Annotated in this window: 9 protein-coding genes; 3 read left to right on the top strand and 6 right to left on the bottom strand. The window is 65.8% G+C overall.

All coding sequences use genetic code 11. From position 1 onward, the window contains the following. Positions 1-9: 9 nt before the first annotated feature. Together KDB76_RS11470 and KDB76_RS11465 are read left to right on the top strand one after the other, a co-directional pair. Entirely contained in the window at positions 10-1,689 is a 1,680-nt protein-coding gene (locus KDB76_RS11470; protein WP_038409322.1) for an FAD-dependent oxidoreductase, read from the top strand. 191 nt (positions 1,690-1,880) lie between these two features. Continuing rightward, positions 1,881-3,206 carry an MFS transporter gene (locus KDB76_RS11465; RefSeq protein WP_015269991.1) on the top strand — a complete coding sequence of 442 codons (1,326 nt, stop codon included), beginning with the start codon at positions 1,881-1,883 and terminating at the stop codon, positions 3,204-3,206. Positions 3,207-3,493: 287 nt separating this feature from the next. On the opposite strand, the gene KDB76_RS11460 is transcribed toward KDB76_RS11465, so the two are convergent. The 3 genes from KDB76_RS11460 to KDB76_RS11450 form a co-directional block, all read right to left on the bottom strand. Then, positions 3,494-4,309: a sugar phosphate isomerase/epimerase gene (locus KDB76_RS11460; RefSeq protein ID WP_023662478.1), complete on the bottom strand. Its 816-nt coding sequence runs from the start codon at positions 4,307-4,309 to the stop codon at positions 3,494-3,496. A 17-nt stretch (positions 4,310-4,326) separates the two neighbouring features. Next, positions 4,327-5,379 (bottom strand): Gfo/Idh/MocA family oxidoreductase, encoded by a 1,053-nt coding sequence (locus KDB76_RS11455; RefSeq protein ID WP_023662479.1) that lies wholly within the window; start codon positions 5,377-5,379, stop codon positions 4,327-4,329. A 140-nt stretch (positions 5,380-5,519) separates the two neighbouring features. Beyond that, the gene (locus KDB76_RS11450) at positions 5,520-6,296 is read right to left on the bottom strand and encodes an IclR family transcriptional regulator (protein WP_023662480.1); all 777 of its coding nucleotides are present in this window, start codon (positions 6,294-6,296) and stop codon (positions 5,520-5,522) included. Positions 6,297-6,490: 194 nt separating this feature from the next. Here KDB76_RS11450 and KDB76_RS11445 point away from each other — a divergent pair, with 194 nt between their 5' ends. Continuing rightward, positions 6,491-8,203, top strand: a complete 1,713-nt coding sequence (locus tag KDB76_RS11445) for an FAD-dependent oxidoreductase (protein WP_038409321.1) — start codon at positions 6,491-6,493, stop codon at positions 8,201-8,203. A gap of 214 nt (positions 8,204-8,417) precedes the next feature. Here the strand turns inward: KDB76_RS11445 and KDB76_RS11440 are convergent, their stop codons facing one another. The 3 genes from KDB76_RS11440 to KDB76_RS11430 form a co-directional block, all read right to left on the bottom strand. Continuing rightward, entirely contained in the window at positions 8,418-11,303 is a 2,886-nt protein-coding gene (locus KDB76_RS11440; protein ID WP_038409320.1) for an HD domain-containing phosphohydrolase, read from the bottom strand. 317 nt (positions 11,304-11,620) lie between these two features. After that, a complete protein-coding gene (locus tag KDB76_RS11435) occupies positions 11,621-13,114 on the bottom strand; it encodes an aldehyde dehydrogenase (protein WP_013972100.1) in 1,494 nt (497 codons plus the stop codon). A 191-nt stretch (positions 13,115-13,305) separates the two neighbouring features. Further along, the gene (locus KDB76_RS11430; RefSeq protein ID WP_038409318.1) at positions 13,306-14,688 is read right to left on the bottom strand and encodes an aspartate aminotransferase family protein; all 1,383 of its coding nucleotides are present in this window, start codon (positions 14,686-14,688) and stop codon (positions 13,306-13,308) included. Between the last annotated feature and the right edge of the window lie 10 nt (positions 14,689-14,698).

Below are 14,698 nucleotides of genomic sequence, written 5' to 3'. Positions count from 1 at the left end.
AACCCCACGATGCAACCCCTCGAATGTGACGTACTCGTCATCGGCTCCGGTGCCTCTGGCCTGGCTGCCGCCGTTACTGCCGCCCATCACGGCCAGCAGGTGATCGTCGCGGAAAAAGCCAGCCAACTGGGCGGCACCAGTGCCTGGTCGGGGGGCTGGCTGTGGATACCGCGCAACCCGCTGGCCATTGCAGAAGGCATCGTCGAGACCGACGATGCCCCGGAGCGCTACCTGCGCGGGCAAACCCACGTCAGCGAACTGGACCCGCGCCAGCGCGCCTTCCTGCATTATGGCCCGGAGATGGTGGCGTTCTTCCAGCAACACACCGCCGTGCAGTTCCAGTGCGGCAGCCGCATGCCCGACATGCGCGAGGGCGATGGCAGCACGCGCGGTGGTCGTTCGCTGTGCGCCCTGCCATACGACGGGCGCCTGCTCGGGCCCTGGCTGCACAAGCTGCGCCCACCGCTGGACATCGTCAGCCTGGCCGGCATGGGCATTGCCGGCGGCGCCGACATGGCCGCCTTCTTCAACGCCACACGCTCGCCCACGGCCGCGCTGCATGTGGGCAAACGCCTGCTGCGCCATTGCCGCGATCTGCTGCTGCACCGCCGCGGCCTGCAACTGGTCAATGGCAACGCCCTGGTGGCACGGCTGCTGCGCAGCGCCTTGGACCTTGGCGTGACGCTACTGACCGACAAGCCGGCCAGCCGCCTGCTGGGCGAAGGCCGGGTCAGCGGCGCACAGTTTGCCGACGGTCAGATGATCCACGCCCGCCGCAGTGTGGTGCTGGCCTGCGGTGGCTTTGCGCATGATCGCCAGCGCATCGCGCAACTGATGCCGCATGCGCCGGACGGTACCCGGCATTACTCCGCAGCCCCCAGGGAAAACAGCGGCGACGGCCTGCACCTGGGCGAACAGGCCGGTGGCCTGGTCCAGGCGACCACGGCCCATGCGGGTGCCTGGGTACCTGTGTCGCGGGTGCCGCGCAGCGATGGCAGTTTCGGCCATTTCCCGCACTTGGTCGATCGCGCCAAACCCGGCTTCATCGCCGTGCGCCGCGATGGCCGGCGCTTCGTCAACGAGGCCGATTGCTACCACGACTTCATGAACGCACTGTTCGCCGCCACGCCAAAGGGTGAAGCGCCGGAAGCCTGGCTGATCTGCGACCATGCCGCGCAACGTCGCTATGGTATCGGCTGGGCCAAGCCCTTCCCTTTCCCCACCCGTCACTATCAACGCTGCGGTTACCTGCACAGCGGTCGCACGCTGGAGGAACTGGCGCAGCGCTGCGGGATCGACGTCGAGCAGTTGCAGCGCACGGTGGACGGCTTCAACCGCCATGCAGCCCAGGGTGAAGATCCGCTTTTCCGGCGCGGTGTATCGGCCTACAACCGGGCGCAGGGCGAGCCGTCGCAAGCCCCCAATCCGTCGCTGCGGCCACTGCTGCACGGGCCGTTCCACGCAGTGAAACTGTTGCCAGGCAGCCTGGGTACCTTCGCCGGCCTGGGCACGGATGCCTCGGCCCGGGTACTAGACCGCAATGCGCGGCCGATCCCCGGGCTGTATGCGGTGGGCAACGACATGCACAGCGTGATGGGCGGGCACTACCCGAGTGGCGGTATCACACTGGGGCCGGGGATGACATTCGGTTATCTGGCTGGTAGAGCGTTGAGTACCTTGACCACCTGAATTCACGTTGCCCCTTGCCTCGCCCGCAGGCCCAACGCAACCGTTCGGTAACCGAACACTAGCCCCTCCCCTTAATTGACGCTGCCGCCTTCACTGCTCACCATGCACCGGCCTTGCGTGCCCCCTGCCTGGGAACTGGTCACGTACTCGCAGCACCACAGCTGAATACAATTTCAAGAATCGAGCAGTTTATGAACCACTCCAAGATCACCCCCGCCGCCCCCCGGATGCCCCAGGGTTCGATCGGCGACAAGCTTCGCGGCGCCTTCGGCGTCGGCAAGACCCGTTGGGGCATGCTCGCCCTAGTGTTCTTCGCCACCACCCTGAACTACATCGACCGTGCCGCGCTCGGCATCATGCAGCCCGTACTGGCCAAGGAAATGAGCTGGACGGCGATGGACTACGCCAACATCAACTTCTGGTTTCAGGTCGGCTACGCGGTCGGCTTCCTGCTGCAGGGCCGGCTGATCGACAAGGTCGGGGTGAAGCGCGCGTTCTTCTTCGCCGTGCTGCTGTGGAGCCTGGCCACCGGCGCTCACGGCCTGGCCACCTCGGCCGCTGGCTTCATGGTGTGCCGCTTCATCCTCGGCCTGACCGAGGCCGCCAACTACCCGGCCTGCGTGAAGACCGTGCGCTTGTGGTTCCCGGCTGGCGAGCGGGCCATCGCCACCGGCCTGTTCAATGCCGGCACCAACGTCGGCGCCATGGTCACACCGGCCCTGCTGCCGATGATTCTGGCCGTGTGGGGCTGGCAGGCCGCGTTCATCGCCATGGGCAGCCTGGGCCTGGTGTGGGTGGTGCTGTGGGTGTTGAAGTACTACAACCCTGAAGATCACCCGCGCGTGCGCCAGAGCGAGGTGGAGTACATCCAGCAGGATGACGAGCCCGAGCCAACCCGCGTGCCGTTCAGCCGTATCCTGCGCCTGCGTGGCACCTGGGCCTTCGCGGTGGCCTACGCGATTACCGCACCGGTGTTCTGGTTCTACCTGTACTGGCTGCCACCGTTCCTCAACCAGCAATACAGCCTGGGCATCAACGTGACCCAGATGGGCATCCCGCTGATCATCATCTGGCTGACGGCGGACTTCGGCAGCATCGGCGGCGGCATCCTGTCTTCCTGGCTGATCGGCCGTGGCGTGCGCGCGACCACCGCGCGGCTGGTGTCGATGCTGATCTTCGCCTGCACCATGGTCAGCGTCACCTTTGCCGCCAACGCCAGTGGCCTGTGGGTCGCGGTGGCGGCCATCTCGCTGGCGGTGGGTGCGCATCAGGCATGGACGGCGAATATCTGGAGCTTGGTGATGGACTACACGCCCAAGCACCTGGTGAGTACCGTGTTCGGTTTCGGCAGCATGTGCGCTGCGATTGGCGGGATGTTCATGACGCAGATCGTCGGTAGCGTGCTGACCGCTACCAATAACAACTATGCCGTGTTGTTCACCATGATCCCGGCGATGTACTTCCTGGCGCTGGTGTGGATGTACTTCATGGCGCCGCGCAAGATCGAGAGCGCCTGAACGCGCTGACCATTTTCCTCTAGGGGCCCTTGCGGGCCCTTTTTTTGATCAGTCCGATGAACGCACTGTGTGGGGTCGCGCCTGAGTCAAGACATGCGCTGTACCTGTGGGAGCGGCTTCAGCCGCGAAGAATCCAACGCGGTGCCTGGCACCGGCTGCGCCGGTGTTCGCGGCTAAAGCCGCTCCCACAAGGGCTTCACAGGGCTCAAGCCATGCGCTGTACCCGTGGGAGCGGGCGTGCCCGCGAACACGGGCGGTAGCCCGTGCCATGCGCCGCGCTCTATCAATCAGACTCTGGCCAACACTGCCATGGCCTTCTCCAGCGCCATGCGCGCACGCTGTTCGCCGCTCATGCCCTGTTCCAGCAACTGCCGTGTGGGGATCTCCAGGCTCAACGGCACATTTGGCGGCAAGCCGCGCAGCAGGCCGACCAGATCGGCATCGCCCTCGCCCGGGAAGCGCCGCTCGTTGCGTGCCTGACGCAGGATCTCTTCCATCTCGGCCGGCACCGGGCCGGCAACGTCGCACAGCTGGGCATAGCGCATGCGCTGCGGTGCCAGTTGCGCCAGATCGTCCAGCGAAGAACCGGAGCGGTTGAAGTGGAAGGCATCCACCAGCACACAGCCATTGGCACGGTCAGCGTTGGCCACCACCCGCATGGCCTGGCGCAGATCACGCACATCAGTCCAGGGCATGAACTCCAGATGCGGATGGATGCCATACCCCACCGCCAGGTCACACAACGCAGCAAAGCGCTCGGTCAGCCGCGCTTCATCCGGGTCGTTGCCAGCCACCAGCAGCTCCGTGCCGCCCAGCTCGGCGCCCACCGCCAGGATCGGCTCGAAATCGGCGACACAGGTTTCCGGCTTCAGCCTCAGGATCTCCAGGTCGAGCACCTTGATGCCCGTGTCGCGCAGGCGCGCCTGGGTCTGCCGGCGCAGGCCGGCATCGGCCACCAGCGGGAAATGCTGCTCCTGCTCGGTGGCGGGCACCAGGCGCAGGCCAACGTGGCTGTAACCGGCGCGGGCTGCTGCCTCGACCATGTCCGGCGGGGACAGCTCGAGTACCGTCAGCGCTGCCAGAGAGAAAATTCGATCAGTCATTATCGTCACCCGACAATTCAAGCAATGTGCTCGGGCACACAGGCCCGGCCAGTTTCCGCTGCCTGGCGGATCGCCTCGATCAGCGCCAGGGTACGGCCACCATCGGCGGCATCGATCAGCGGCGCCTGTTCACCCCGGGCAACCCGTACGAAGTGTTGCAACTGCAAGGTCAATGCCTCGCCGGCGGGGATGCTTTCCTCGCTCTGCAACAACGGCGTGTGCCAGCCCGACCCGGCCTCGGCGTAGTGCCAGCGCTTGAGTTGCGGAATGCTCAGCGCCCCCTGGGTGCCGGCCAGGAGGTAGCACGGCTGGCCATCCTGGCGCGGGTAGACCGGGCTTTCGCCGGAGTCCAGCTCCCAGCTCCACGGCGCGGCCACCGCGTCGGAGCCAGTCAGGCTGCCCAATGCTCCATTGGCGAACTGCAGTAGCACCGCGGCGCTGTCCTCGTTGGCAAAACCGCGCACATCGTTGCGGGTGAATGCCTGCACCTGTACCACCTCGCCGCACAGGTGGCGCAGCAGGTCGAGGTCATGGATCAGGTTGGTCAGCAGGAAGCCAGCGCCCGGCTCGCGGCGCCAGGGGGTGTCGAAATAGCTGTCGGGCTTTTGCAACTGCCACAGCGCGGTGACGTTGATCAATCGGCCCAGCTTGCCGTCGGCAATCACCTGGTGAGCCTTGGCGATCAGCGGGTTGTGCCGGCGATGATGGCCGACCAGCACCGGCACATCGTGGCGGCGCGAGGCTTCCACCAGCGCGCGGACTTCATCCAGGTGCACGCCCACCGGTTTTTCGACCAGCACCGGTACACCGGCCTCGACGCAGTCCAGGGCGGTGGCGACATGCAGGTTGTTCGGGTTGGCGACGATCACTGCCTCGGGGCGCGCGTGCTCCAGCATCTGGCGGTGGTCGGCAAAACAGGGCACGCCGCATTCGGCGGCAAAGGCCTCGGCCTGCGGGCCCGGGTCGGCCACAGCGCACAGCTGGGCCTGCGGCACATTCAGCAAATGCTGGTAATGCTGGCGGCCCATGCTGCCGGCGCCGATCAAGGCAATACGAAGGGGTGCGTTCAACAGCCTGTCCTCTTGTCATTGTTGTCATGCGGATTCCGGAATCTGATTCCACAATCCACATTCGACAATTTAGAACCAGGTTCATCTTTTAAGAAGAAGCCGCAGGACAGAGTGTGCGGTAATCGACCGGAAATGCACCTTCAGGCGAACAACTCACTGGCCCGGCTGGCCGCCGATAGTTCCTCTGCCGCCGCCAGCAACAGCGGCGCCAGTTCTGCCAGGCGGCTTTGCGCCAGGCGCGCACTGGGCCCGGCAATGCTCAGCACACCGATCACCTCGTCACTTTGCGGGCGGCGCACCACCGCAGCCAGGGCCGAGGTGCCAATGGCCGAGGTTTCCTCGACCCAGGCATAGCCGCGCTCGCGAGCGCGGCGCAGGTAGCTGAGCAACTCGTCGGTGGAGCGCGGCGCATTCGGGCCGAACTGCGCCGGGTCGGCAATACCCTGGCGCAACACCATCTGCAGCGCCTGCTCATCGTCCAGGCTGGCCAGCCAGGCATGCCCGGACGCGGTGTAAAACAGCGGCGCGTCGCGGCCCATGTCCGGGTCATAGCGCAGCCCGGAGCGGGCACCCTGGGACTTGGCGATCCAGGTCTGGCGGGCACCGTCGATCACGCCCAGACGCACCAGTTCGCCGCTGTCCTGGGCCAGGCGGTCGAGAATCGGCTGAATGATGTCGGCACCGCTGCTGGCCAGGTAGCGGAAGCCCAGCGCCACCAGCTTGGCCGACAGCTGGTAGCGGCTGTTATCCCGGTTCTGCCGCACATAGCCCAGCCGCACCAGTTCGGTGAGCATGCGATGGGTGGCGCTCTTGGGGATATCCAGGCGCTCGGCCAGGGTTTGCAACGGCAGCCCTTGCGGCTCACCGGTAAGGCTTTCTACAAGACTGAAGGCGCGTTCGATCTGACTACCAGCCATGACACAGGTCCCTGAAATTTCTGCGAATTCTAGAAGATGATTCCACACCGCCGATAGCCGCCGCAGCAAGGGCTGCACGAACTGTCCGGTTATCGCCCATTACTTGCCCGGAAGGGCCGCCATACCCTTGCGGGCCGATTCGCTGCCAATAAGAATGTGGAACCTTGTTCCAATAACAATACAGGAATCCCGCAATGCCTTCCGCTCCCTACGAAACCGAATGCGATGTGCTGGTCATAGGTTCTGGTGCCGCCGGGCTGGCTGCGGCCGTGACGGCGGCCTGGCATGGGCAGAAGGTGATCGTGGTTGAGAAGGAGCCAGTGTTCGGCGGCGCCACCGCCTGGTCCGGTGGTTGGGCCTGGGTGCCGCGCAACCCGCTGGCACGCCGGGCCGGCATCGAGGAAGACATCGAGCAGCCGCGTACCTACCTGCGCAATGAACTGGGGGCGTATTACAACGCCGAACGCGTCGACGCCTTCCTCGAAGCCTGCCCGCACATGGTGGCGTTTTTCGAAAAGCACACGGCGCTGCAGTTTGCCGACGGCAACGGCATCCCCGACATGCATGGCGACACACCGGGCGCGGCCCAGGGCGGGCACCAGGTGATTGCCGCGCCCTATGACGCCCGCGAGGTGGGTGCGCTGCTGCCACGCCTGCGCAAGACCATGCGCGAAACCTCGTTCATGGGCATGCCGATAATGGCGGGTGCCGACCTTGCCGCGTTCCTCAACATGACCCGCTCGCCCAAGGCCTTGCTGCACGTGTGCAAACGCTTTGGCCGCCACCTGTACCACCTGGCCCGGTATGGCCGGGCGATGCACCTGGTCAACGGCGTGGCGCTGGTGGCCCGCCTGGCCAGGTCGGCACAAGACCTGGGCGTGCGCCTGCAGGAATCGGCGCCGGCCAAACGCCTGCTGGTCGAGGATGGCCAGGTGCGGGGCGCGCTGGTGGCTACACCGCTGGGCGAGCAACTGATCCGTGCCAAGGCCGTGGTGCTTGCGGCGGGTGGCTTCCCCAACGACAACGCCCGCCGCCAGCAACTGTTCCCGCGCGATGCCAGTGGCCATGACAACCTGGCCCTGCCCCCCAAGGGTTGTTCGGGTGACGGCCTGCGCCTGGGCGAGTCGGCCGGCGGTGTGGTCGCTACCGACCTGAAGTCGCCGGTGGCCTGGGCGCCGGTTTCGCGAGTGCCGCACCGCGACGGCAGCGTCGGCCATTTCCCGCACATCATCGAACGTGGCAAACCGGGCATCATCGGCGTGCTGGCCAACGGCAAGCGTTTCGTCAACGAAGCGCATGGCTACTACGACTACGTGTCAGCGATGATCGCGGCGGTGCCTCAGGGCGAAGAGGTGTGTTCGTGGCTGGTCTGCGACCACCGTTTCCTGCGCCGCTACGGCCTGGGCCACGCCCGCCCGGCGCCACTGCCGGTGTGGCCGCACGTGCGTAGCGGCTATCTCAAGCGGGCTGCCACCCTCGAGCAGTTGGCCCAGGCCTGCGGCATCGACCCGGTAGGGTTGCGCGCCACGGTCAGCGACTTCAACAACCATGCCCGCAACGGTCAGGACCCGGCGTTCGGCCGAGGTTCCACACCGTTCAACCGCAAGCAGGGTGACCCGCAGCACAAGGGGCCAAACCCTTGCGTGGCGCCTATCGAACATGGTCCGTTCTATGCAGTGAAGGTGCAGCCCGGCTGCTTTGGCACCTTTGCCGGGCTGCGCACCGACGGGAATGCCCGGGTGCTGGATGAAGCTGGGCAGCCGATTGCTGGCCTGTATGCGGCGGGTACCGACATGGCCAGCGTGTTTGGCGGCTGGTATCCGTCGGGTGGTATCAACCTGGGCCCGGCGCTGACCTTTGGCTATGTGGCCGGGCGGCATATTGCCGAGGCGCAGGGGTATGAATGAGGTGAGCGGGTCACTGATGGCTGTGCCCTGTGGGAGTGCTGAAACATCTCGAGTGCCTGAGCCGGCCCTTTCGCGGGTGAACCCGCTCCTACAGGATCCTGTAGGAGCGGGTTTACCCGCGAAGAGGCCAGCCCTGGCGACACTTCAATAAAGCCTTACTGCAAAGTGCTGGGCCCATTGGCCTACAAGGAAGGGGCTGAGTCTGATTTTTCGCTCAAGCCGGGCAACGCATCTGCCCCAGCCAGTACGCCACGTCCACCTCGTCGATCTGCTCGGCACGCAGGAACCGCTCGGCATACTGGCGGTACACCCCACTGCTGAGGAACAGCTCCAGCAACTGGCCGTCGATGTGCCCGCCGCGGGCCATGCCCACCAGGATCTTCACCGACTCGGACAAGGTCTTCGGCGCCTTGTAGGGCCGGTCGGCCGCGGTAAGCGCCTCGAAGATGTCGGCAATGGCCATCACCCGCTCGGCAATGCCCAGGTCCTGCTTGCCCAGCCTGCGCGGGTAGCCGCTGCCGTCCATTTTCTCGTGGTGGTTGCCAGCGATGTCCGGAACCCGCTTGAGCTGGCGAGGGAACGGCAAGGAACTGAGCATGATGATGGTCTGCACGATGTGTTCGTTGATCTTGAAGCGTTCCTCGTCATTCAGCGTGCCGCGGCGGATCGCCAGGTTGTACAGCTCGCCGTAATTGCTGGCACAGGCCGGCAGGCGCATGTCGAAGCCCCAGCGGTTGCGCGGGTCGTCCTTGGCCACCGGCGGCTTGCGGGGGCCCCAGGGTACGCAATGCTCGGGGCGGTCGGCCAGCAGTGGCTCGTCAACCGGTAGCGCAGGTGGAGGCACGTCGGCAAAGCGCTCCAGCTCATCACGGGAGATGCCCAGGCGGTTGTCGAAATGGCGCTGCCAAAGGCGCTGGCCAATCTGCTGCAGGCGCTCGATGTCGGCGTCCTGCATGAACTCGCCGCCGATGTTGGCCTGGGCGACGAAGGCGAAGTCGTCCTGCAGCTGCGCCTGGCTGCGCACCAGGGTGGCTTGCAGCGCCTGCTGGTCGCCACCGCTGGCCAGGCCTTGCCAATAGGCCAGCTCGGCATCCCGCCAGAGCACCTCGAAACGCATGCGTACCTCGTGGATACGGTTGTACAAGGTTTCCAGCTTGGTCGCCTTGTCCACCACATACTCGGGGCTGGTGACCTTGCCACAGTCGTGCAGCCAGGCCGCGACGTGGAATTCGTAGCGTTCAGACGCGGTCATGTTGAAACTGGCGTACGGGCCGGTTTCAGCCGCCACCGCCTGGTCCAGCAGCATCTGCGCCAGTTGTGGCACCCGCTCGCAATGGCCACCGGTATAGGGGCTCTTGGCATCGATGGCATCGGCCAGCAACTTGATCATGGCATCCAGCAGGCGTTGCTGGGCTTCGGCCAGCTGGCGCGTCTCGATCGCCACCGCCGCCACCCCGGACAGTTCCGCGACAAAGCTGCGCAACGGCTGGCCTGCCTGCTCGTGTACATGTCCATCGCCCAGTTGCAGGATCAATATGCCCAGCAGCGCCTGGCTGCGGTCATTCAGCACCAAGGCCAGGGTGCCCTCATGCAGGCCGAGGGCCTGGCTCACTGCCGTGGCCAGGTGCTGCTGGGCAGTTTCATCCACGGCCAGCTCGCCAGGGTACTGCTCGCCATGGCAGGCAGCGGCCAGGCGCAGCAAGGCGTGTTCGGCATCGAACAGGTAAACCACGCCGGCACTGCCCCCGGCGGCTTCCACCAGATGGGTCAACACACCGTCGAGCATGCGTTCCAGGTCGCGCTCGCTGCTGAGTGTGAGGGTAATCGCCTGAAAGCTGCGGATGGTGCCGGACATGCGGCTAAGCACGCGGCTCAGCTCGCGCACTTCGGATACCCGCGAGCGCACCCCGACTTCGCGGCTGAAATCAAAGCCGGCCAGGCCTTGTACCTGTTCAGCCAGCAACCGCAACGGGCGGCCGATACGCCGGCCAAGCACACCACCCAGCACCAGCAGCACGCTAATCAGGGCAGCGGTCCAGAGCAACTGTTCGAGCAGTACCTTGCGTGCACCGGCCAGCAACTCATGGCCTGGCACGGCAATCAGCACCTGCAGGTCCTGCCCGGCCAGGTTGGTCAGTTGCACACGCATGCCATACCAGGTCTGCCCGTCCACCTGATAAGGCTGCGGCCGGGTGCCTTGCGGCAGGTCGGCGTAAAGGTGCTCCAGGCTGGGAATGCCCAGTTCGGCGATGCGCGACAAGCGCACGGCCTGCCCTTCGTGCACGATTACCCGCTGCAGGTCCGGGTAGGCCACCACGCTGCCCTGGTCGTCGATCACGACGATCTCGGTGCCGGGGGTCATGCGCAGGCCCTGAGTCTCACTGGCCAGGTCGTCGACCGAAACGTCCATGCCGATCACCGCCCCGCCGTCGAGGCTGCGCTGGGCCATGGTCAGGCCGATCTCGCGGGTGGTGAAGAACACATAGGGGTGGGTCAGCACGGTGGTGGGCTGGGCACTGGCTTCGACAAACCATGGGCGCGTGCGCGGATCGTAGCGGTATTCAGGCTTGGCCTGGGCCTGCAGCAGGTTCAGCGAGCGGTCGTAGAACCGCCATTCACCCTGCACCGCCCCGCCCTCACGACTGACGCTTTGAACCAGAAATGCCGTGCCCGGCGGTGCGGCGAAACGCTGCAGCATCTGCGGGTCGCGCAAGCGGCGCACCAGCAGGAACTCACCACTGGGATAACCGATGTAGGCAGCACTTAGCATGCGGTTGGCGTCCAGCGTCTCGACCAGTTGCGGCAAGCGCTCCAGGCGCTGAGCCGGGGTTTGCGCGGCCGGGTTGTGGGCGAGCAGGCGGATGCTGCTGTGCACGGGGTCGATCAGGCGCCGGGCGCGCTCGTCGATGGTCTTGCCAATTTGCTGGGCGGAGTCACCTGCTGCTGCCACCAGGGTCTGGCGAATGCCGTGATAGCCCTGCCAGGCCAGGGCGGCGCCGAGCAGCAACATGCCCAGCACGATGGCGAGTGCCACCAGCCACTGCAGTGAAATGCCACGTCCGGCGTTGCCAGCAGCACGACCATTCGACACGCAGCCCATCTCAGGTACTCCATGTATGTCGGTTTGACGGGGCAGCCAGGACGATCATGCAGGCAGAAGCCATTCGCAGGCAGCGAGACGGGGGGCGTGGCGGCACATAGCCCTGCCCCATCTTGGCAGCAGTGTAGAGCGGACCCGAGCTTTCTGCCGGGTTGGCAAGGAAAATTAACGGAACGCCATGAATGATCCGGGTACCGCGTCGCCTGCTTCGCGGGCTTGCCCGCTCCCACAGGGACCGCGCAGCACCGGAGCCAGTGCAGTACCTGTGGGAGCGGGCGAGCCCGCGAAACAGGCGACGCGGTGCAAGATCGGATGTATCAGGCGCGCAACTGGTACCAGGTGGTCTTGAGCTGTGAATACTTGTCGAACGAGTGCAGCGACAGGTCGCGGCCAAACCCGGACTGCCTGCCACCGCCGAACGGCACCGTCACATCCAGCGCATCGACCGTGTTCACCGACACGGTGCCGGCCTTCAACGCCCGTGCCACGCGGTGCACCTGGTTGAAGTCATCGCTCCACACCGACGCCGCCAGCCCATAGATGCTGTCGTTGGCCAGGCGCACGGCCTGCTCTTCACTGTCGAAGGCACTGACCGCCAGCACCGGCCCGAATACCTCTTCCCGCGCCAGGCTCATACGGCCATCGACACCGGCAAAAATGGTCGGCTCGATATAATTGTCCGAACCATCGATAGTCAGCCGCCGACCACCGCACACCAACCGCGCACCATCCTGCCCGGCGCGGGCGATGGCGGCTTGGATCCGGCCAGCCTGACCGGCATCGACAATTGCACCGGCACGGCTCGCCGGGTCCAGCGGGTTGCCTGGCAGCCACTGGCGGGCCTTGGCCTGCAGGCGCTCGATGAACTCGTCATGGATGGAGCGCTGCACGTACAGCCGCGAGTTGGCCGAGCACACTTCGCCCTGGTTGAAGAAGATGCCGAATGCCGCCTTTTCCGCAGCCAGGTCCAGGTCCTGGCAGTTTTCGAACACCAGGTTGGGGCTCTTGCCGCCGCACTCCAGCCATACCTGCTTGAGGTTGGACTGGGCCGAATACTGCATGAAGTACTTGCCCACCTGGGTGGAGCCGGTGAACACCAGGCAGTCCACGTCCGGGTGCAGGCCCAGTGCCTGCCCAGCCTGCTCGCCCAGGCCCGGCACCACGTTCAGCACACCTTCCGGCACACCGGCCTGCAGCGCCAGCTGGGCCAGGCGCAGCGCCGAGAACGGTGATTGCTCGGCGGGCTTGAGCACCACGCTGTTGCCGGCAGCCAGCGCCGGGGCGAGCTTCCAGGCGGCCATGTCGAGCGGGAAGTTCCACGGCACCACGGCGGCGACCACGCCGAGGGCTTCGCGGGTGATGGTGGCCAACGCATTGGGCGCGGTGGGTGCCACCTGGTCGTACAGCTTGTCCAGCGCCTCACCGTACCAGGCGAACACCTGCGCCGAGCCCGGCACGTCGATGTTGTAGGCGTCCATGACCGGCTTGCCCATGTTCAGCGAGTCGAGCAGGGCCAGTTCTTCGCGATGGGCCAGGATCAGCTCGGCCAGGCGCAGCAGCACTTTCTTGCGCTCACCCGGGGCCATGCGCGGCCATGGGCCTTGCTCGAAAGCCCTGCGGGCGCTGGCGACGGCCAGGTCGACCTCGGCCTGACCGCAGGCGGTGACCTGGGCCAATACCTTGTTGGTGGCGGGGTTGATGGCGGCGAAGGTGGCGCCGTCCTGTGCGTTGACGGGCTTGCCGTCGATCAGTGCATTGGCCGGGAGGTAGAGGTCCGAGGCACGTTGTTGCCAGAATTCGAGGGTGTACATTTGTACTCCAGGCGACCGTCGTGGCGGTCTCTCTGTTGCTCGTAAGGTGCAGTGTCGATACAGCGCTGGGGGAGCGGGTTCATCGAGGCGTCGAACCGCCGCGAACACCGGCGAAGCCGGTGCGATGCACAGCGTCGCATTCTTCGCGGGTGAACCCGCTCCCACAGGGGCTGCGGAGCGCTCACAGGTTTTTAGAGCTTGCCGACCAGGCGCGCCGTGCGGTCCACGGCAATGCGGGTCTTCTCTACCAGCTCATCCAGCTCGCTGTGGTTGGCGATCAGTGCCGGCGCCATGATCATCCGGCCCAGGGTGGAGCGAATGATCACCCCTTCCTCGAAACCGAAGGTGCGGCACTGCCAGGCCAGGTCGTTCTCGTTGGCAAAGCGCTTGCGCGTCGGCTTGTGCTCGGCGAACTGCAGCGCCGCCACCAACCCGGCACCCTGCACCTGGCCGATCAACGGGTGGTCGGCGAACACCTCGCGCAGGATGCGTTGCAGGTACGGCCCGGTGTCTTCCTTCACCTGGCGCACGATGCCTTCGTCACGCAGCGCCTTCAGGTTGGCGATGGCCACCGCCGCCGCCACCGGGTGGCCGGAATAGGTCAGGCCGTGGGCGAACACCCCGCCCCGCTCCACCAGCGCCTCGGCAATGCGCTTGCTCAGCACCAGGCCACCCATGGGCACATAGCCGCTGGTCAGGCCCTTGGCGATGGACAGGGTGTCGGGCTCGAAGCCGAAGTACTCGTGGGCGAACCATTCACCAGTGCGGCCAAAGCCGCCGATCACTTCATCGGCGCACAGCAGCACGTCGTACTGGCGGCAGATGCGCTGGATCTCGGGCCAGTAGCTTTCCGGCGGGAAGATCATGCCGCCCGCGCCCTGGAACGGCTCGGCGATAAAGCCGGCGACGTTCTCGGCCCCCAGTTCGAGGATCTTCTCCTCCAGCTGCAGCGCGCAGCGGCGGCCGAACTCGGCCGGGGTCAGCTCGCCGCCCTCGGCGTACCAGTACGGCTCATCGATGTGCGCCACATCCGGGATCAACCCGCCCATTTCGTGCATGAACTTCATGCCACCCAGCGCCGTGGCCGCCAGGGTCGAGCCGTGGTAACCGTTCCAGCGGCCGATCATGATCTTCTTGTTCGGCTGGCCGACCACCTGCCAGTAGCGGCGCACGGTACGGATCAGCACCTCGTTGGCCTCGGAGCCGGAGTTGGTGTAGATCGCGTGGCTGTAGTGCCCCGGCAACAGGCTGAACAGCAGCTCGGACAGTTCGATCACCGCCGGGTGGGTGGTGTGGAAGAACATGTTGTAGTAGGCCAACTGGTCCATCTGCGTGGCAGCTGCGGCTGTCAGGTCGCGGCGGCCGTAGCCGAGCTGGGTGCACCACAGGCCGGACATGCCGTCCAGGTAGCGCTTGCCCTCGCTGTCCCACAGGTGCAGGCGTTCGCCACCGACGATCACTCGTGGCCCTTCGGCGTTCAGCGCCTTCTGGTCGAGGAAGGCATGGATGTGGTGCGCGGCATCGGCTGCCTGGTAGTCACGGGTCTGGCGTTGCGGGGCGAAAGGCGCATTCATTGTTGGTTTT

Source organism: Pseudomonas sp. JS425 (genome assembly GCF_018223845.1).
In the GTDB taxonomy this organism is placed as follows: domain Bacteria; phylum Pseudomonadota; class Gammaproteobacteria; order Pseudomonadales; family Pseudomonadaceae; genus Aquipseudomonas; species Aquipseudomonas asiatica.
This window is presented reverse-complemented; position numbering and strand designations above follow the sequence as displayed.

Bases quoted from the DNA above. Each gene is read 5' to 3' on its own strand.
- KDB76_RS11470 (WP_038409322.1), top strand. From the start codon at position 10: ATGCAACCCCTCGAATGTGACGTACTCGTCATCGGCTCCGGTGCCTCT.
- KDB76_RS11465 (WP_015269991.1), top strand. From the start codon at position 1,881: ATGAACCACTCCAAGATCACCCCCGCCGCCCCCCGGATGCCCCAGGGT.
- KDB76_RS11460 (WP_023662478.1), bottom strand. From the start codon at position 4,309: ATGACTGATCGAATTTTCTCTCTGGCAGCGCTGACGGTACTCGAGCTG.
- KDB76_RS11450 (WP_023662480.1), bottom strand. From the start codon at position 6,296: ATGGCTGGTAGTCAGATCGAACGCGCCTTCAGTCTTGTAGAAAGCCTT.
- KDB76_RS11445 (WP_038409321.1), top strand. From the start codon at position 6,491: ATGCCTTCCGCTCCCTACGAAACCGAATGCGATGTGCTGGTCATAGGT.
- KDB76_RS11440 (WP_038409320.1), bottom strand. From the start codon at position 11,303: ATGGGCTGCGTGTCGAATGGTCGTGCTGCTGGCAACGCCGGACGTGGC.
- KDB76_RS11435 (WP_013972100.1), bottom strand. From the start codon at position 13,114: ATGTACACCCTCGAATTCTGGCAACAACGTGCCTCGGACCTCTACCTC.
- KDB76_RS11430 (WP_038409318.1), bottom strand. From the start codon at position 14,688: ATGAATGCGCCTTTCGCCCCGCAACGCCAGACCCGTGACTACCAGGCA.